Source organism: Pseudomonas sp. IT-P44 (genome assembly GCF_949768225.1).
GTDB classification, from domain to species: domain Bacteria; phylum Pseudomonadota; class Gammaproteobacteria; order Pseudomonadales; family Pseudomonadaceae; genus Aquipseudomonas; species Aquipseudomonas migulae.
Map to the genome: position 1 here is coordinate 102,015 of NZ_CATKQM010000004.1, position 18,883 is coordinate 120,897.

Annotated in this window: 17 protein-coding genes; 11 read left to right on the forward strand and 6 right to left on the reverse strand. The window is 62.2% G+C overall.

Annotation, left to right across the window (positions count from 1 at the left end):
• Window positions 1-18 precede the first annotated feature (18 nt).
• Window positions 19-723: a YebC/PmpR family DNA-binding transcriptional regulator gene (locus tag ACM6IO_RS01375; protein ID WP_008029612.1), complete on the reverse strand. Its 705-nt coding sequence runs from the start codon at window positions 721-723 to the stop codon at window positions 19-21.
• A 219-nt stretch (window positions 724-942) separates the two neighbouring features.
• Between ACM6IO_RS01375 and ACM6IO_RS01380 the strand changes: the two genes are divergently transcribed.
• A complete protein-coding gene (locus ACM6IO_RS01380; RefSeq protein ID WP_414910766.1) occupies window positions 943-2,271 on the forward strand; it encodes a type VI secretion system Vgr family protein in 1,329 nt (442 codons plus the stop codon).
• Here the strand turns inward: ACM6IO_RS01380 and ACM6IO_RS01385 are convergent, their stop codons facing one another.
• Together ACM6IO_RS01385 and ACM6IO_RS01390 are read right to left on the reverse strand one after the other, a co-directional pair.
• Entirely contained in the window at window positions 2,272-3,669 is a 1,398-nt protein-coding gene (locus ACM6IO_RS01385; protein WP_414910777.1) for an FAD-dependent oxidoreductase, read from the reverse strand.
• A 4-nt stretch (window positions 3,670-3,673) separates the two neighbouring features.
• Entirely contained in the window at window positions 3,674-4,999 is a 1,326-nt protein-coding gene (locus ACM6IO_RS01390) for an MFS transporter (RefSeq protein ID WP_008040481.1), read from the reverse strand.
• Between the two features lie 274 nt (window positions 5,000-5,273).
• On the opposite strand from ACM6IO_RS01390, the gene ACM6IO_RS01395 reads away from it, so the two are divergent.
• On the forward strand, window positions 5,274-6,146 hold the full coding sequence (locus tag ACM6IO_RS01395) for a LysR family transcriptional regulator (protein ID WP_192229194.1): 873 nt from the start codon (window positions 5,274-5,276) through the stop codon (window positions 6,144-6,146).
• A 93-nt stretch (window positions 6,147-6,239) separates the two neighbouring features.
• On the opposite strand, the gene ACM6IO_RS01400 is transcribed toward ACM6IO_RS01395, so the two are convergent.
• A complete protein-coding gene (locus tag ACM6IO_RS01400; protein WP_008029619.1) occupies window positions 6,240-7,103 on the reverse strand; it encodes a LysR substrate-binding domain-containing protein in 864 nt (287 codons plus the stop codon).
• A gap of 109 nt (window positions 7,104-7,212) precedes the next feature.
• Here ACM6IO_RS01400 and ACM6IO_RS01405 point away from each other — a divergent pair, with 109 nt between their 5' ends.
• The 3 genes from ACM6IO_RS01405 to ACM6IO_RS01415 all read left to right on the forward strand — a co-directional run bounded on the left by ACM6IO_RS01405 (window position 7,213) and on the right by ACM6IO_RS01415 (window position 10,095).
• Window positions 7,213-8,322 carry a 2-aminoethylphosphonate--pyruvate transaminase gene (locus tag ACM6IO_RS01405; protein WP_414910767.1) on the forward strand — a complete coding sequence of 370 codons (1,110 nt, stop codon included), beginning with the start codon at window positions 7,213-7,215 and terminating at the stop codon, window positions 8,320-8,322.
• 122 nt (window positions 8,323-8,444) lie between these two features.
• Window positions 8,445-9,272, forward strand: coding sequence for a phosphonoacetaldehyde hydrolase (gene phnX, locus ACM6IO_RS01410; protein WP_008040487.1), 828 nt, complete (start codon window positions 8,445-8,447; stop codon window positions 9,270-9,272).
• Window positions 9,273-9,534: 262 nt separating this feature from the next.
• Window positions 9,535-10,095, forward strand: coding sequence for a cytochrome b (locus tag ACM6IO_RS01415; protein ID WP_008040489.1), 561 nt, complete (start codon window positions 9,535-9,537; stop codon window positions 10,093-10,095).
• A gap of 104 nt (window positions 10,096-10,199) precedes the next feature.
• On the opposite strand, the gene ACM6IO_RS01420 is transcribed toward ACM6IO_RS01415, so the two are convergent.
• Both ACM6IO_RS01420 and ACM6IO_RS01425 read right to left on the reverse strand, forming a co-directional pair.
• On the reverse strand, window positions 10,200-11,135 hold the full coding sequence (locus ACM6IO_RS01420) for a 1-aminocyclopropane-1-carboxylate deaminase/D-cysteine desulfhydrase (protein ID WP_414910768.1): 936 nt from the start codon (window positions 11,133-11,135) through the stop codon (window positions 10,200-10,202).
• Window positions 11,136-11,302: 167 nt separating this feature from the next.
• Window positions 11,303-13,342 carry an FAD-dependent oxidoreductase gene (locus tag ACM6IO_RS01425; protein WP_192229190.1) on the reverse strand — a complete coding sequence of 680 codons (2,040 nt, stop codon included), beginning with the start codon at window positions 13,340-13,342 and terminating at the stop codon, window positions 11,303-11,305.
• Between the two features lie 282 nt (window positions 13,343-13,624).
• On the opposite strand from ACM6IO_RS01425, the gene ACM6IO_RS01430 reads away from it, so the two are divergent.
• The 6 genes from ACM6IO_RS01430 to ACM6IO_RS01455 all read left to right on the forward strand — a co-directional run bounded on the left by ACM6IO_RS01430 (window position 13,625) and on the right by ACM6IO_RS01455 (window position 18,761).
• Window positions 13,625-14,296: a GntR family transcriptional regulator gene (locus ACM6IO_RS01430; protein ID WP_008029632.1), complete on the forward strand. Its 672-nt coding sequence runs from the start codon at window positions 13,625-13,627 to the stop codon at window positions 14,294-14,296.
• A gap of 114 nt (window positions 14,297-14,410) precedes the next feature.
• Window positions 14,411-15,343, forward strand: a complete 933-nt coding sequence (locus ACM6IO_RS01435) for a 4-hydroxyproline epimerase (protein WP_008042617.1) — start codon at window positions 14,411-14,413, stop codon at window positions 15,341-15,343.
• A complete protein-coding gene (locus ACM6IO_RS01440) occupies window positions 15,340-16,455 on the forward strand; it encodes an NAD(P)/FAD-dependent oxidoreductase (protein WP_414910769.1) in 1,116 nt (371 codons plus the stop codon). The genes ACM6IO_RS01435 and ACM6IO_RS01440 overlap by 4 nt, the downstream gene beginning before the upstream one ends.
• Window positions 16,448-16,684, forward strand: coding sequence for a 2Fe-2S iron-sulfur cluster-binding protein (locus ACM6IO_RS01445; RefSeq protein WP_008042619.1), 237 nt, complete (start codon window positions 16,448-16,450; stop codon window positions 16,682-16,684). Before ACM6IO_RS01440 ends, ACM6IO_RS01445 begins: the two co-directional genes overlap by 8 nt.
• On the forward strand, window positions 16,681-17,937 hold the full coding sequence (locus ACM6IO_RS01450) for an FAD-dependent oxidoreductase (RefSeq protein ID WP_414910770.1): 1,257 nt from the start codon (window positions 16,681-16,683) through the stop codon (window positions 17,935-17,937). The genes ACM6IO_RS01445 and ACM6IO_RS01450 overlap by 4 nt, the downstream gene beginning before the upstream one ends.
• Window positions 17,938-18,011: 74 nt before the next feature.
• Entirely contained in the window at window positions 18,012-18,761 is a 750-nt protein-coding gene (locus tag ACM6IO_RS01455; RefSeq protein ID WP_192229187.1) for an AraC family transcriptional regulator, read from the forward strand.
• Window positions 18,762-18,883 lie beyond the last annotated feature (122 nt).

Genomic DNA, 18,883 nt, shown 5'->3' on the forward strand with positions numbered 1-18,883 from the left:
TATCACTGAAGAAGCAAATTACCCAGCCAGACCGACAAACATGTCCTGCACATCATCGTGGTTGTCGAGGCCTTCCAGGAACGCTTCAACCTCAGCCATCTGCTCGTCGCTCAGGCCGCTGACCGGGTTTTTCGGCTTGTAGCCCAGTTTCGCCGACAACACGGTGAAACCCTGCTCAGGCAAGGCTTTCTGCACCGAATCCAGATCGGTCGCTTCGGTGATGAACAGAGTAGCGCCGTCATCGGCAGGTTCGAAATCCTGCGCGCCGGCTTCGATAGCGGCCATTTCCGGATCGGCATCCGGGCTGTCCGGGGACGCCTCGATCATGCCCACATGGTCAAAGTCCCACGCAACGGAACCGGAGGCGCCGAGCTGGCCCTTGCGGAACGCGACGCGGATTTCAGCGACGGTGCGGTTGATGTTGTCGGTCACGCATTCAACGATCAGCGGCACCTGGTGCGGCGCGAACCCTTCGTAAGTCACGCGATGGTATTGCACGGTTTCGCCGAGCTGGCCGGAGCCCTTCTTGATCGCACGTTCCAGGGTTTCGCGGGGCATCGACGCCTTTTTTGCCTGTTCGACCACCAGACGCAGGTGTGCGTTGGTGGCGGTATCGGCACCGTTACGCGCAGCAATGGTGATTTCTTTCACCAGTTTGCCGAAGATCTTGCCCTTGGCGTTGGCTGCCGCTTCTTTGTGTTTAACCTTCCACTGTGCGCCCATTACTCACTCTCTTATCTATGGCGCCGAGACATCTATTGGCCGACGCTTTGCGCAAGTTTATACGGCCTAAAGTTGGCAATCGACCAAAAAATCCATCCTGTCGAATCGACTTCTTCACCGCTGGTTGTAGGGCGATTCTGAAACGTCGATTTGCGGTGACCATAAAGGCCCACGGTTTCGTACCCTCTGTGCCCGTACTCCCTGGCAGAAGCGCGATCGATGCACAACGACAAGGAAAGTCCCCTCACCCTGACACTGCTGGACGCCGATTTGAGTTGGCAGGTGGTTCAGTTCAGTGGCCATGAAGCGCTCAACCAGCCCTATCGATTCGATATCGAAGTGATCGGCCTGTCACCGGCGATGAGCCCGGATCGCCTGTTGCAACAACCGGTGTTCCTCAGCCTGACGCAAGGCCTTGGCATTCATGGCGTCGTCCACAGCGTCAGCCACGAACATCGCGGCCCGCACTGGGCCGGGTACAGACTGGTGGTGGTGCCCTGGCTGCAAAACCTCGACCGGCAGCATTGCCGCCGGGTGTTTCATCAACTCAATGTGCCAGCGATCCTGCGCCAGTTACTCGCAGAAAACTCAGTGCCCGAAGACAGCTATCGTTTTGAGCTGCCGAACGGGCGTTATCCCGCCAGGCCATTTTGCATTCAGTTTGACGAGAGCGACCTGACGTTCCTGCAACGTCTGTGCGAAGAAGAAGGCATCCACTATCACTTCGAACATCAATGCGACGGCCATGTGCTGGTGCTCGCGGATGATTGCCTGAGTTTCCCCCAGGAACCGCTGCTGACGCCGTTTCATGGCGACACACCCGGGCACGCGAACGGGCCGGTGATCAACGAACTGTTCCAGCGGCACACCTCGCCGCCACTCTGCGCGCACCCCGCCCCGCCACTGCTTGATCGCGAACGGCTCAGCCGCCGAATACTCGAGCGTTTGCGCTGTCTGCATCGGCAGATACAGGGTCAAAGCAATCACAGCGAATTGCGCAGCGGACGCATCGTGCAAGTGTCGGAACATCCGCTGCAGAACTTCAACGATCAATGGCTGCTGACCGAGCTCCGTCATCAGGGACAGCAACCGTCGATTCTCGCCCCGGCCACCAGCGACATGAGCCGGCGTTACAGCAATCAGTTCACCGCAATCCCGTGGTCAACGGTGTTCCGCCCTGCGCTGACACACGCCAGGCCCGGCATTCCGGGCTTCCAGACCGCGCGGGTGCTCGGCCCGGTCGGCCAGCCTGCGGTGCTGGATGAACAAGGCCGGATACAGGTCAGGTTGTGGCCCACCCCGGAGTCCGATGACGATGAATCCCCCGGCCTTTGGCTGCCCCTGGCTCTCGCCACAGCGGACGGTCGGATCGATCCGTCGAAGCTGCCGGTCGCCGGCACCGAGGTGCTCGTCAGTTTTCTCGACAGCGATCCGGACCGCCCGGTGTTGTGCGCGACGGCGAGCCATCCGACAGCGCCTCGAACCACCCGCCAACCACGCGGCGATGACCGGCTGCTGCTCGATTGGCTGATCAACCGTCAGGCCTGATCAGCCCTTGTCCGCCTTGCCCGCTGCCGCCGCGAATTTTGCCAGGCGCACGTCCAGATGCCGTGGCCGACGCCCGTGATCTTCGGCGCGCTCCTTGCGGCGGATGGCGTTGCGCACCATCAGCGAACCGAGGTAGCGAATCGGCTCCGGCGGAAAGAAGCCCAAGGGGCCGTTGACCAGCGGTGAACGGGTCCAGGCATTGTCGAGCCCCTGAACCATCGAAGCGAGAATCTGCCCGCCCATGTGACAGGGCCCGACCCCGCTGCCGGAATAACCGAAGCCGTAGAACACATTCCCGTGGGCGCTCATCTGGCCGAAGAACGGTAAACCGGTGACCGAGCGATCCGACGGACCGTTCCACGTCGCTTCGACTTTGACCTCGGCAAACGCCGGAAAAAACTCGCCGAGGCTGTGCTGCAACAGGCCTGCATAGGGAGACGGCTGATCGAACACCGGCAGCATTCGGCCACCGTAGGCAAACGTGTTGCCGCCCTTGCCGAGCATGATCCGGCCGTCCGGGGTGTTGTGGTAGTAGTGCACGAAAATCCGTGAATCGAGCACCGTGACACCGCTGGTCAATCCGATCTGGTCGAGCAGGTCCGGCCGTGGTTCGGTGATCAGCATGTCGCTGGAGACAATCGCCACACTGCGCTCGAACTGCGGGAACGCGCGGGCCATCCACGCGTTCATCGCCAGCACCACCCGGTCCGCGCGGACAGTGCCGCGCGGGGTCTGGATCCCTGCCGGTTTGCCCTCCTCCAGTCCGGTCATTGCGGTGTTCTCATGAATCCTCACGCCCAACTGCAACGCCACCCGGCGCAAACCGCGCACCAGCTTGCCCGGTTGCACGCTGGCGGCGGCCGGTGAGAACCAGCCTTCCAGGTGTTTTCGGGAACCGGCCATGCGCTGCACATCCGCGACCGGCCGTTGCGTGAACGAGTTGATGCCGTGGCGTTCGAGCGCAGCGATCACCGCGTCGGTCGAGCCGCATTGGGCGCGGTTGGTCGCGGTGTAGAGCGTGCCGTCGAGGCGGTAATCGGCGTCCACGCCGTACTGTTCGCAGAAGGTGCCGATCGCATGAATACTGCGCTCGGATTCCTTGACCAGCCGCACCGCCTCTTCGACACCGAACAACCTTTCCAGGGTGAAATACTTGGCCGACCACGACAGCGCACAACCGCCGTTGCGGCCGCTGGCGCCGGCACCGCAGATGTCGGCTTCGATCAGCAACACATCCAGTTCCGGGTTCTGCTCCTTGAGCATGATCGCGGTCCACAAACCGGTGTAGCCACCGCCGACGATGCAGACATCGGCGCGGGTGTCGCCGGGCAAAGGTTCGCAAGGCGCGCACGACTCAGCCGCCAGCGCCTGTTCCAGCCAGAAAGGTCTCATCGGTATTTCCTCAGGTACGCAGGGGTTTGACGCTCATCGGCCGGTTCGGCACGAATGCAGTTTCGCCACGCAGACCAGCCGGGCGGCTATTCCAGTAGGGGATCAGCACCAGCGCTGAAAACAAGGCGCAACCGGCGAAGATAATGAACACGGTGACCGAGTCGAAGTAGCCCGGCAGCAAACCGCCGAGAATCGCCCCGACCGAGCCGCAACCGTTGACGAAGCCCGCCGACGTGGCGCCGGCCTTGGCGGTGCCGAAATCGATGGCCGCCGCGCCGCTGATCATCGAGTCCGGTCCGTACAGGGTCAGGCCCATCACGAACAGCAGCGCCACCACCAGCATCACACTGCCGGTGTGCAAGGCGCCCATGAACAACGCCAGCGAAACGGTCAACGCAAGCAAACTGATCACGCAGGCCGGCATGCGTCGGGCGCCGAACAGTTTGTCCGAGGCCAGCCCGAGCAGGATCGGTCCGAGCAACCCGGCCAGTTCGAACGCCGTCGGGATGATCGCCGCACCGACCTTGCCCACGGTCGGCATCTGCTCGAAAACGATCACCGGCCCCCACAGCAGAATCGCGTAGCGCGCCGGTTTCAGCAGGAAGTACGCGAGCCCGAGAACCAGCACCGTGCGGTTGCGCAGGATTTCCTTCAGCGGTTCCAGCACGCTGATCTTGCTTTGCGCATGCGCCTCTTCGGCGGTCATCTCTGGTTCCGGTTCGATCGCTGGCAAGCCAACGTCTTGCGGTTTGTTGCGTTGCAAAATAAAAAACAGCACGGCGACCAGCCCAACCACCGCCGCACTGGAAAAGAACGCCGCATGCCAGCTACCGATGAGCGTGTACGCCCACCAACCGGCAAACGGCGATGCCACGAGCCCGCCAAAGGCATAGCAGGAACTCCATAAACCCAGCACTCGCCCGCGCTGTTCGGCGGGGAAGAAACTGCCGATGTTCTTGCACAGCCCCGACCATCCGGTGGACTGGGCCAGCCCTTGAATCAGCATGCAGGTGGCGAAAATCGGTAACGTTGCGAAGCTGCCCATCACCAGCGCAGCCGCAGCGGAAATCAGCAAGCCGCCGAGCACCACGACCCTTGGGCCAAAGCGGTCGGCGAGGATGCCCCAGGTGAATTGGCCGATGGCGTAGGCCGCGAGGTAAATGGCGTCGAGGTTGGCCATGGCCATTTTGTCGAGCATGAAGGTGGGGTCTTCGGCGATCCCCAGTTTGGCCACGGAAAAGGCTTTGCGGGTGAAGTAGAAAGCGGCGTAGGCGAGCCAGGTGATCGCGAAGATCTGCACGCGCCAACGCTTGATGGTGCCGATGTGCTTGTTCATTGTGGTTCTGACCTCAGGGTGTGAGTGTGCCGGCAGAATTGGAAGAAAACGCCTGTGTTTTTTATTGTTGAGCACTGCGATATCGCTGCGTCCCTTTGGCGATACCGGTCAGATGAGTCCTGCAATTGCACGCGCAGGCTCATGGTCATGGTCACGGAGGCTGTTCGACTGACCAGTCACCGCGACTGGAGCCGATAAAAACAATTACTGATTAATAAGTGAAATCGATTTATCGTATTTCCAATATAAGCTCAGCTTGTTATTGGAGGTTTCGATGTCGGTTTCCCACGCCCAGCTCAAAGCCTTCCATGCCGTGGCTGTTCACGGAAGCTTCACCAAAGCCGCCGAGCGGCTTTTTCTCACGCAACCGGCGATTTCCGACCAGGTGCGCAAGCTCGAAGAGCGCTTCGGGGTATTGCTGTTCCACCGCAACAAACGGTCGGTGCGACTGACCGATCTGGGTGAACGCTTGTTGAGCATTACCCAGCGATTGTTCGTCATCGAAGCCGAGGCGCAGGAGTTGCTTCACGACTCGCAGGCGTTGCAGACCGGCAGCCTGATTCTGGCGGTGGACGCCCCGGTGCACGTGCTGCCGCAGATCGCGCGGTTCTGCGAGCGCTACCCCGGCATCAGCGTGAAGATCGAAACCGGCAACACTGATGAATCGCTGTTTCGGCTGTTCAACTATCAGGCTGACCTGGCGTTGCTCGGGCGCGATGTCAGCGATGAACGATTGATCTCGCTGCCGCTGCGCAATGACCCGATGGTGGCGTTTGTTTCGCGCAATCATCCGTGGGCCGACCGCGAGTCGATCTGCCTCGCGGACCTCGACGACACGCCGCTGGTGCTGCGGGAAATCGGCTCGGTGACGCGTCAGACGCTGGAGGAGGAAATGGCCGGCGCCGGGTTTCGGATTCGCCCGGCGATTCAGGTCGAAGGCCGGGAGGCGGCGCGGGAGGCGGTGGTCGTGGGGATCGGGGTGGGGGTGGTCTCGGCGGCGGAGTTTGGTGCGGATTCGCGGGTGTGTGCGCTGCCGATCACCGACTGCAAGCGGCGGCTGACGGAAACGCTGGTGTGTTTGCGCGAGCAGAGTTCGCGGCGGGTGGTGGCGACGTTTCTGGAGATGGTGCGCGAGAGTCTTGCGTAGGCAGGTCCGGCCCCTTCGCGGGCAAGCCTCGCTCCTACAAGGTCGCATGCAATCTGTAGGAGCGAGGCTTGCCCGCGAAGGCCGCGACGCGGTCTAACTGACCGGCGCCAACTCGAAAAACGCCTGAATCAACCGCAAATCCCGCCGCCGCTCCATGCACCCGATCATGTGCCGGTTCACCAACCCCTCGCCAATAATCGGCACCGCCGCCACCCGCGGGTCATGGCTGACCTCCACCGACGACACCACGCCAACCCCCAACTGCGCCGCGACGGCCTCGGTCACCGCCTCGCGACTGTCCAGTTCCAGCAACACCCGAGGGCTCACCTTCGCCTGGGCACATGCGTCATCGAACGTGCGCCGGGTAATCGAACTCGGTTCGCGCAACACCATGATGACCTGATCCAGTTCCTTCAGCGGCACCCCTTTCGAACGCTGCGCCCAAGCATGTCCCTCAGGCACCAGCGCACAAATCCGCGACTCGCTCAGCGCCTGCAAATGCAAACCCTTGCGCGGCTCAACCTCGGTCAGCACCGCCACGTCGGCATGTTCCGACAACAGCGCCGCCAGGGTTTCCTGCGCATTGCCCAGGCGCAGGTTCACAGTGATCCCCGGATACCGAGCGCGCAGGCTCGCGAGCATCGGCATGACCATGTGCGGCCCGTCCGCCGCCACTTCCAGACGCCCGGTGAGCAATTGCCGATTGGCCTCCAGCATCACTTGCGCTTCTTCGGCCAGACCAAACATCGCCCGGGTGATCGCGGCGAGTTTGGTGCCCTCCTCCGTCAGCTCGACCCGACGCGCGGTGCGCCGCAGCAAGGTGATCTGGTAGTGCTCCTCCAACGCCTTGATGTGCCCGGTGACCGCCGGTTGGCTGATGAACAGCCGTGCGGCGGCCCGGGTGAAGCTGCCCTCGCGGGCCACCGCATCGAAGGCGCGGAGCTGGAACAGGTTCATGAATAACCCTCACTGATGGCTGGCATAACAACAAACAATTTGATTGATAGCACGGCAAATTGCAATTTAAGCCCCGTAGCTTCATCCCATCGATTGCGAGGACACGAGAATGAGTACTGCCGAACCCATCCTGCTCACCCCCGGCCCGTTGACGACGTCGGCCCGCACCCGTCAGGCGATGATGGTCGACTGGGGTTCATGGGATGACCGCTTCAATCAACTGACCGCCAGCCTCTGCGAGCAACTGCTGGCGATCATCAACGGCGGCGACAGTCACCACTGCGTGCCCCTGCAAGGCAGCGGCACCTTCGCCGTCGAAGCGGCAATCGGCACGCTGGTGCCTCGCGACGGCAAAGTCCTGGTGCTGATCAACGGCGCCTACGGCAAACGCCTGGCGAAAATCTGCGAAGTGCTCGGCCGCGCCTTCAGCACCTTTGAAACCGCCGAAGACGAACCGACCACCGCCGCCGACGTAGACCGTCTGCTGCGGGCCGACGCCAGCATCACCCACGTCGCGCTGATCCACTGCGAAACCAGCACCGGCATCCTCAACCCGCTGCCGGAAATCGCCCAGGTCATTGCGCAACACGGCAAACGCCTGATCATCGACGCCATGAGTTCCTTCGGTGCGCTGCCGGTGGATGCGCAACAGGTGCCGTTCGACGCGTTGATCGCCGCCTCGGGCAAATGCCTGGAAGGCGTACCGGGGATGGGGTTTGTCTTCGCTCGCAAAGACGCGCTGGCAAATGCCGCCGGCAACTCGCATTCGCTGGCGATGGACCTGTTCGACCAGCACACCTACATGGCCAAGACCGGCCAATGGCGCTTCACCCCGCCAACCCATGTGGTCGCGGCGCTGCACGAAGCCCTGCTGCAATACAACGAAGAAGGCGGTTTGCCGGCGCGGCATCAGCGTTACGCCGACAACTGCAAAGTGTTGCTCGATGACATGGCCGGGCTCGGCTTGCGCAGCTTCCTGCCTGCCGAGATCCAGGCGCCGATCATCGTCACGTTCCACGCACCGAAAGACCCGCGTTACCAGTTCAAGGAGTTCTACGAACGCGTCAAGGCCAAGGGTTTCATCCTTTATCCCGGCAAATTGACCCAGGTCGAAACCTTCCGCGTCGGCTGCATCGGCCACGTCAACCAGGCCGAGATGCACGCGGCGGTGGCGGCGATTGCCGAAGTGCTGCGCGAGATGGAAGTGCTCGAAATCTGAACCACAGACACCGCCGTCCCTGTAGGAGCGAGGCTAGCCCGCGAACACAGGCGACGCGGTACCGCCGACAAACCTCGTCATCGTTCTTCGCGGGCAAGCCTCGCTCCTACAGGATCAAAAAAATGAACTACGCAAACCCAACCAAACTGCAAGCCGCCATCCTCGACTGGGCCGGCACCGTGGTCGACTTCGGCTCCTTCGCCCCAACCCAGATTTTTGTCGAGGCCTTCGCCGAATTCGACGTCCAGGTGTCCATCGAAGAAGCCCGTGGCCCGATGGGCATGGGCAAATGGGATCACATCCGCACCCTGTGCGATCAGCCGGCCGTCGCCGAACGTTACCGCAAGGCCTTCGGCCGCACGCCGACCGACGATGACGTCACTGCGATTTACCAACGCTTCATGCCGCTGCAAATCGAAAAAATCGCCGAGCACTCGGCGCTGATCCCCGGCGCGCTGGAGACCATCGCCAACCTGCGTGCGCAAGGGATCAAGATCGGTTCCTGCTCCGGTTACCCGAAACAGGTCATGGACAAAGTGGTCGAACTCGCCGCCACCAACGGCTACGTCGCCGATCACGTGGTCGCCACCGACGAAGTGCCCAACGGCCGTCCATGGCCGGCTCAGGCACTGGCCAACGTGATCGCCCTGGGCATCGACGATGTCGCCGCGTGCGTGAAGATCGACGACACCGTGCCAGGCATTCTGGAAGGTCGTCGCGCCGGCATGTGGACCGTGGCGCTGATCTGCTCGGGCAACGCGCTGGGCCTGGACTACGAAGGTTATCGCGCCCTCGGCAGTGACGAGCTGGACAGCGAACGCAAGCGTATCCACGCACTGTTCGAAGGCTCGCGCCCGCACTACATGATCGACACCATCACCGATTTGCCGGCCGTGATCGCCGACATCAACCAGCGCCTGGCCAACGGCGAGATGCCGCAAACCAACTGATTCACCCAAAGCACCACGTTCCCCTGTAGGAGCGAGGCTTGCCCGCGAAGGCGTCTGAACATTCAACATGGATGTCGGCTGATAGGACCCCTTCGCGGGCAAGCCTCGCTCCTACAGGGGGAATTGTGTTTTTTTGCTCAATCACCTGACTTAGAGCATTGAACCGCCAATGGCTTGAGGCAAACCGTGCGAAACAGGCTTACAGTTAACGCACACCGTCGACCAAGAACGGTGGCCTGACCCGACCTGTGAGGAACGCCGTATGCCCTGGAAGAACTCCGACTCACGCTACAGCACCGTGTCGATCACGCTGCATTGGTTGATGCTGGTGTTACTCGCGGTGGTTTACGCCAGCATCGAATTTCGCGGAATCTTTCCCAAAGGCAGTGGTGGCCGAACGCTGATCGTTGAAGCGCATTTCATGCTCGGTCTGACGGTGTTTGTGCTGGTGTGGTTGCGGCTGTTCGCGCGCAGCCTCGGCCCGGCGCCGCAGATCTTCCCCGCTTCGCCGCACTGGCAGACCGTGCTGGCCAGATTGATGCACTGGGCGCTGTACCTGTTCATGATCGCCATGCCGATTCTGGGATGGCTGGTCACCAGCGCCAAGGGGCATCAGGTGATGTTCTATGGCATTGATCTGCCGATGCTGCTGTCAGAGGACAAGGAGTTGGCCAAGCAAATCGAAGGCTGGCATGTACTCGGCGGCACCATCGGTTACTGGCTGATCGGGCTGCACGCCGTGGCGGGGATTTATCACCACTATGTGGTGGGCGACAACACCCTGCTGCGAATGATGCCCAAACGCGTAAACCGCAATTCCTGAAAACTATGCCCTCCCCCCTGTAGGAGCGAGGCTTGCCCGCGAAGAACGATGACGAGGTTTGTCGGACAGACCGCGTCGCCTGTGTTCGCGGGCAAGCCTCGCTCCTACAAGGGTACGAGTCGCGACGAAAATCCGCGGCGGCCCTGCAAGCCGCCGGTGTGGATGAAGATCAGTCGCGATCCCTTTGCGAATCTGCCAGCTTCGACGTGCTGCTTGAGCGCCAGCAGCGCTTTGCCGGTGTAAAGCGGTTCAAGGGGTATGCCGCTGGCCTGTTCGGTTTGCGCGATGAATTCGAGTAACAGCGGATCGACTTTGGCGAAGCCACCACGGCTGGCATCGAACAGTTCGTAGACCGGATGAAGCAAGCCGGCCTCCTGCACGATCGATTCGACTTGCTGCGCAACACCATGGTCATCGGGCACCGCCAGCGCGCCATAAACCGGATGATCCCCCGCTTCAGCCAACGCCAGGCCGGCCAGCGTGGTGCCCGTTCCGCAGGCCAGCCACCAGCCGTCGTAGTCGCTCCAGCCCAGACCGTTCAGTTGCGCGCCGACCATCGACTTCAGTTGCATGCAGCCCTTCGCACCCGACAAACCGCCGCCACCTTCCGGCACCGCAAACAGCTCAGGGTATTGCGCCTGCCAGGGTTCCCAGAAACCCGCATCGTGCCGCGCGCGATAGCCGCCATAACCGAGCCAGTGCAACTGCATGCCGAAGGCTTGCAAGTCGTTCACTGTCGGCGTTTCCTGCGGATGGCCGCGCAGTAAACCAACGGTCGTGAAACCGAAGCGCTTGCCGGCGGCAGCCAGTGCGTGAAGATGATTGGAGTGAGCACCGCCGAGGCTGATGATGCCTTTGGCTGCGCCAAGGTCAGCCGCTTTGAGGTGTTCGATGAGCTTGAACCACTTGTTGCCACTGATCAGCGGGTCGATCTGGTCCAGGCGCAGGATGGCGACTTTGATGCCGGTGCTTTCGAGCCAGTCGAGATGAAGGGGTTCGAGCGGGGCTTTGGGGAGCCAGTCGTTGGGCGGGAGAAGCATTGGTGCCGGCTCTGGGTAAAGAGCCGGCATATTAGCAGCCTTGAGGACGCCTTCGCGGGCAAGCCTCGCTCCTACAGGTGCTGTGTCGTTCACAAAATTGATAAACGACACAGCACCTGTAGGAGCGAGGCTTGCCCGCGAAGGCCATTGGCACGCTGGACCTGCTGTTAAAGCTCAGCAGCCAACCGCGAACCCTGATTGATGGCCCGCTTCGCATCCAGCTCCGCCGCCACGTCCGCGCCGCCAATCAAATGCACGTTCTGCCCTGCCGCAACCAACCCGTCCTGCAACTCGCGCAACGGATCCTGCCCGGCGCAGATCACGATGTTGTCCACCGGCAGCACTTGCGGCTCGCCGGTTTCGCCGATGCGGATGTGCAAACCTTCGTCGTCGATCTTCAGGTATTCGACGCTGTTGAGCATCTGCACCTGCTTGTTCTTCAGACCGGTGCGGTGAATCCAGCCGGTGGTTTTGCCCAGGCCGTCGCCGACCTTGGATTTCTTGCGTTGCAGCAGGAACACTTCACGCGCCGGTGCATGCGGCTCAGCCTTGATGCCGGCGACACCGCCGCGCGCCTGAAGAAGCGTGTCGATGCCCCACTCTTTCCAGAACGCTTCACGGTCCAGGCTGGTGGCAACGCCCTGATGCACCAGGAACTCGGACACGTCGAAACCAATTCCGCCCGCGCCGATCACGGCGACCCGTTTGCCCACCGGCTTACGCTCAAGAATCACGTCCAGGTAGCTCAACACCTTGGCGTTTTCGACGCCCGGAATCGCCGGTACACGCGGCGCGATTCCGGTGGCGAGGATGATCTCGTCGTAACCGCCTTCAACCAGTTTCGCCACATCGACCCGAGTGTTCAGGCAGACCTCGACGTTGGTGGTTTGCAACTTGCGGTTGAAGTAGCGCAGGGTTTCAAAGAACTCTTCCTTGCCCGGCACGCGTTTGGCGATGTTGAACTGACCGCCGATTTCACTGGCCGAATCGAACAGCGTTACCTGATGACCACGCTCGGCAGCCACGGTTGCGGCCGACAGACCCGCAGGGCCGGCACCGACCACGGCGATTTTCTTGATCTGCTGCACGGGCAGGTAGTTGAGTTCGGTTTCATGGCAGGCCCGCGGGTTCACCAGGCAAGTGGTCAACTTGCCGCCAAACGTGTGATCGAGGCACGCCTGGTTGCAACCGATGCAGGTGTTGATTTCATCGGCACGGCCCGCGGCGGCCTTGTTGACGAAGTCGGCATCGGCGAGGAACGGCCGCGCCATGGAAACCATGTCGGCATCGCCTTCGGCAAGAATCTGCTCGGCGATTTCCGGGGTGTTGATGCGGTTGGTGGTGATCAGCGGAATGCTCACCGAACCGCGCAGCTTGGCGGTGACTTTGCTGAACGCCGCACGCGGCACCTTGGTGGCGATGGTCGGAATACGCGCTTCGTGCCAGCCGATGCCGGTGTTGATGATGGTTGCACCGGCCTGTTCGATGGCCTTGGCCAAGGTCACGATTTCTTCCCAGCTGCTGCCGCCTTCCACCAGGTCGAGCATCGACAGGCGGAAGATAATGATGAAATTCGGGCCTACGGCTTCGCGTACACGGCGGACGATTTCCACCGGCAGGCGCATGCGGTTTTCGTAGCTGCCGCCCCAGCGGTCCGTGCGGTGGTTGGTGTGAGCCGCGAGGAACTGGTTAATGAAATAACCTTCGGAGCCCATGATCTCGACGCCGTCGTACTCGGCTGTTTGCGCCAGGGTCGAACAGGTGACGAAATCGCTGATCTGCTTCTCGATGCCTTCCTCGTCCAGCTCTTTGGGCTTGAACGGGTTGATCGGCGCCTGAATGGCGCTCGGCGCAACTTGCTTCGGGCTGTAGGCATAACGGCCGGCATGCAGGATCTGCATGCAGATCTTGCCGCCCGCCTCGTGCACCGCGCGGGTCACGATCTGATGCTTGAGCGCTTCTTCGAGGGTGGTCAGTTTGGCCGCACCGGAATACACACCGCCTTCGTCGTTCGGGCCGATACCGCCAGTGACCATCAGGCCGACACCGCCGCGGGCGCGCTCGGCGAAGAAAGCAGCCATGCGTTCGAAGCCGCCGGGCTTTTCCTCAAGACCGGTGTGCATCGAACCCATCAGGGTGCGGTTGCGCAACGTGGTAAAACCCAGGTCCAACGGAGCCAACAGGTGCGGGTAATGAGCGGCGGTCATCGGTAACTCCACAACGAGCGTTCACGGAAAAAGTGTGGGCGCTCTTTGGCGCCCCTCTGTCATGTGTAACAGACTATGAGCACTCCCCCGGCCGCTCAATGACCGAAACTGACAACTTAATGATCCAAATGCGCAACGGCTCGGGTGTCGGACGTTTGCACCATCTCCTCTGCAATTAACGGCAGGGAGTCAGGGTGCGGCTGTCGAAAGGCAGCGCAAGTGCACTGAACCCAATGAAAATTCGTATACCATATCTCCAACTCAATCCGAACGACTGCCGCCGTGACCCTACCCAAATTCAATGCTCCAGACTTGGGCAATGCGCCTTCGACATCTGAAATCATCACCCGCCATCTGCGTGACGCCATCGTCGCCGGGCATTTCGCCGAGGACGAGCCGATTCGCCAGGACGACATCGCCCGGCAGTTCAACGTCAGCAAGATCCCGGTGCGTGAGGCCCTCAAGCGCCTGGAAGCCGAAGGCCTGGTGATGTTCCAGCGCAATCGCGGGGCGATGGTCACACGGGTGTCCGATGCCGAGCTGGCGCAGATGTTCGAAGTGCGCATGTTGCTCGAAGACAAGGTGCTTCGCCTGGCCATTCCCAACATGACCGAAGACACCTTCGCCCGGGCCGAACGCATCTGCCAGGAGTTCGTCGGCGAAGATGATGTGGGACGCTGGGCCGAGCTCAATTGGGAACTGCACGCCTGCCTCTATGAACCGGCACAACGTCCGTTTCTGGTGAGCCTGATCCGTTCGGTCAACGACAAACTGGAACGTTACCTGCGCATGCAAATGAGCCTTTCCGCAGGCAAGGAACGCGCCGATCACGAACACCGGGAGATCCTCGAAGCCTGTCGCGCCGGTGACGTCGACCGGGCGGTGAAGCTGCTGGACGAACACATCGCCGGGGTCTGCAAAACCCTGTTCGAGCACCTGCCCCACCACCACTGACAGACCGCGGTACTGTGCCGATTTCGTCATCGGCACCGGGTAAAACCATCAAGCCTGCAAGCCCCCGCACGGGCCACTCTTGCGTTCACTCATCTGAACGGACGTGGCCCACTCATGAAACGTATCACCGTGATTGACTCCCACACCGGCGGCGAACCCACCCGCCTGGTGACCTCCGGTTTTCCCGAGCTGGGCACCGGCAGCATGGCCGAACGTCTTCAACGGCTGGCTGAACACCATGACCAATGGCGCACCGCCTGCGTGCTCGAACCGCGAGGCAGTGATGTGCTGGTCGGCGCACTGCTGTGCGAACCGGTTGACCCTGCGGCCTGTGCCGGGGTGATCTTCTTCAATAACTCGGGTTACCTCGGCATGTGCGGCCACGGCACCATCGGCCTGGTGGCGTCGCTTGCTCACCTGGGCAAGATCGGTCCGGGCGTGCACAGCATCGAAACGCCGGTCGGCACGGTGCAGGCAACCTTGCACGACGACCACTCCGTCAGCGTGCGCAACGTGCCGGCCTACCGTTATCGCAAAGCCGTGGCGTTGCAGGTGCCGGGAATTGGCGAAGTGGTCGGTGATATTGCCTGGGGTGGCAACTGGTTTTTCCTGATCGCCGAGCATGGTCTGCGCGTTGCCAGCGACAACCTTGATGCGTTGACCGCCTACACCTTCGCCGTGCAGCAAGCACTGGATGTTCAGGGGATACGCGGCGAAGACGGCGGGTTGATCGACCACGTCGAACTGTTCGCCGAGGATGAGCAGGCCGACAGCCGCAACTTTGTGCTCTGCCCCGGCAAGGCCTATGACCGCTCGCCTTGCGGCACCGGCACCAGTGCAAAACTGGCGTGCCTGGCGGCCGATGACAAATTGCAGCCGGGCCAGATCTGGCGACAGGCGAGCGTCATCGGCAGCGAGTTCGAAGGCTCCTACGAACAGCACGGCGAGCGCATCGTACCGACGATTCGTGGCCGCGCCTTCATCAGCGCCGAGGCCAGCCTGATCATCGAACAGGACGACCCGTTCGCCTGGGGCATTCGCCCATGAGCCAAGGCCTGGTGGCCGATGTCATCGTGATCGGTGCCGGCATCATCGGTGCCGCGTGCGCCCAGGCGCTGGCCCGGCGCGGCTTGCGCGTGCTGGTGCTGGACGCTGGTTTGCACAGCGCGACGGCCGCCGGTATGGGCCACTTGCTGGTGCTCGACGACAACCCGGCCGAGCTGGCCCTGAGCCAATACTCGCTGCAACGCTGGCGCGAACTGGCGCCGGACTTGCCGCAAGGCTGCGCTTACCGCAGCAACGGGACGTTGTGGTTGGCAGCCAATGCCGAAGAAATGGCCGTGGCCCACAGCAAATACCTGAACCTTCAGACCCAGGGCGTTGCCTGCGAGTTGATCGCTCGTAACGCCTTGCGCGCCCGTGAACCTGAACTGCGCGAAGACCTCGAAGGCGGTTTGCTGATCAACGGCGACGGCATTCTCTACGCTCCGGCGACCGCCAACTGGATGCTCGACACCGCCGACATCGAGCAACGCAGGGCGCGGGTCAGCGAGGTCGATGGCAATCGCGTGCGACTCGATGACGGCCAATGGTTGAGCGCTGAGGCAGTCATTTTGGCCAACGGCATCCAGGCCAACGACCTGTGCCCCGAGTTGCCGATCGAGCCGAAAAAAGGCCACTTGCTGATCACCGACCGCTACCCCGGCAAGGTCACCCACACGCTGGTGGAACTGGGTTATGTCACCAGCGCCCACAACGCCACAGGGCCCTCGACCGCCTGCAACATTCAGCCCCGGCCGACCGGGCAACTGTTCATCGGCGCCTCGCGACAATTCGGTACCACCGACCCGCAGGTCGAAGGCTGGATGCTCGCGAAAATGCTCAAGCGCGCCGCCGAGTACATGCCGGGCCTGGCTCAACTCAACGGCATCCGCGCCTGGACCGGTTTTCGCGCTGCCAGCCCCGACGGGCTGCCACTGATTGGTGAGCACCCATCACGCAAAGGTTTGTGGCTGGCAGTCGGTCACGAGGGACTGGGGGTCACCACGGCCCCCGGCACCGCCGATATTCTGGTCGCGCAACTGTTCAATGAGACGCCGCCATTGGCGGCGCAAGCCTATCTGCCGCAACGTTTTCTCGGGGAGGCCGTGTATGCCTGATCTGGTCCTGGACGGCCGCACCCTGCGGGTCGCCGAAGGTACAACAGTGGCCGCGGCATTAGCCTTGGCCGACGACGGGTGTACTCGCACCTCGGTCAGCGGTCAGCGGCGCGCACCGCTGTGCGGCATGGGCATCTGCCAGGAATGCCGGGTGACCATCGACGGACGCCGTCGACTGGCCTGCCAGACGCTGTGTCATGACGGCATGCAGGTGCGGACCCGACCATGAACGAATTCGCCGATTTGCTGATCATCGGTGCCGGCCCCGCCGGCATGAGCGCCGCCCTCGCCGCCGCACCCAGTGGCGCCCGCATTATCGTGCTCGACGACAACCCGTTGTCGGGAGGCCAGATCTGGCGCGACGGGCCTCAGGCCAGCCTGCCGAATCAGGCACGGCAGATGCGCGAGCGCCTGCATGCCAACAGCAATATTCGCCACTACAGCGGCACTCGTGTGATCGCCTGTTCCGGCCCCAAACAATTGCTGGTGGAAGACGCCGATCACGGATGGCTGATCGGCTACGACAAACTGATTCTGTGCACCGGCGCCCGTGAGTTGCTGCTGCCCTTCCCCGGCTGGACATTGCCGGGTGTGACGGGGGCCGGAGGACTCCAGGCGTTGATCAAGGGCGGCCTGCCGGTGCAGGACGAACGCGTGGTGATCGCCGGCAGCGGGCCGTTGTTACTGGCCAGTGCTGCCACCGCGAAACACAACGGCGCCCACGTGCTGAGTATTGCCGAGCAAGCCTCCTCGGTTGCGGTCGCCGGGTTCGCCCTGCAACTGCCACGCTGGCCGGGCAAGCTTGTGCAATCCTTCAGCCTGTTTGATCGTCATTACCGCACCGGCTCCCACGTCGTGGCAGCCTTGGGTAATGAACGGCTGGAAGGTGTGCGTCTGCGGCAACAGGGCAAAATCGTCGAACTGGCCTGTGATCGCCTGGCCTGTGGTTTCGGCCTGATTCCCAATATTCAACTCGGTCAGGCGCTGGGTTGCGCACTCGACGGCACGGCGCTCGCGGTCGATGCCTGGCAAGCCACGAGCCTTGCCGATCACTACGCCGCAGGTGAATGCACCGGTTTCGGTGGCAGTGAACTGGCGTTGGTCGAAGGTGCCATTGCCGGGCATGCCGCCGTCGGTAACACCTCAGCGGCACGCCAATTGTGGCCACGTCGGACACGTTGGCAGGGTTTCGCCAAGGCGTTGAACAACGCGTTCAGCCTCAACCCACACCTCAAGTCACTGGCGCAGGCCGACACGCTGGTCTGTCGCTGCGAAGACGTGCCCTACGCGGCACTGGCCGGGCACGCTGACTGGCGCGGGGCAAAACTGGCCAGCCGCTGCGGCATGGGCGCCTGTCAGGGGCGAGTGTGTGGCGGCGCCTTGCAGTACCTGTTCGACTGGCAACCCTCGGCCCCGCGACCGCCGTTCAGCCCGGCACGTATCGAAACCCTGATGTGCCTGGAAGACACCCCGCCCGCGTAAACGCTCGCTCCGGGGTTTCGGGGGCACTGCCGAGTCTTTATGATCCCGGTAGTTGCCACCAGGCCCCCAGCGCTATGTTCCCCTTACTCAATCAGTTCAAACCCTGCGATTTGCCGACGCTGCTGAGCAGTCTGCAGCCCATCGCGACGCTTCTCGACACCCTGGCGGACGTGGTGTTCTTCATCAAGGACAGCGAGGCGCGCTATGTCTTCGTCAACCAGACCCTGGCTCGACGGTGTGGTTTCAAGCACAGCGGGCAACTGCTCGGGCTGACGGCGGACCAGGTCTTCCCGGCACGATTTGGCCCGCTGTACACCGAGCAGGATCGGCGCGTGCTGTCCACCGGCCGTGAACTGGCGGATCAACTGGAACTGCACCTGTATTTCGGCAACCAGCCAGTCTGGTGCCTGACCCACAAACTCGCCCTGCATGACGAACAAGGGCGGATCGTCGGCCTCGCCGGCATTTCCCGCGACCTGCAACTGCCCCAGTCCAACCATCCGGCGTTCCAGAAACTGGCAGCGGTGGACGCACATATCCGCCGACATTTCGCCCGACCGATCAGCCTGGCTGAACTGACGGCCATCGCCGGTTTCTCTGTGGCGCAACTGGAACGCCATTGCAAACGGGTGTTCCAGCTCACGCCACGGCAGATGATCCACAAGTCCCGCCTGGAAGAAGGCTCGCGCCTGTTGCTCGACACCGACCTGCCGATCACCGAAATCGCTCTGCGCTGCGGCTACACCGACCACAGTGCGTTCAGCCGCCAATTCCGCGCCCTCACCAGTCTTTCGCCCAGCCAGTACCGCGATAGCCGTCGTTAAAATGTTCCTTTAAGGGGCGCTGCGCACCCTGCGTGCTCCCTTCCGTAACACCTCCTCGACCGACACCGTCGTAGCGTTGCCCCGCTCGCTTGCGCTGAGCCGCCCTGCTTCAAGGGTTGGCA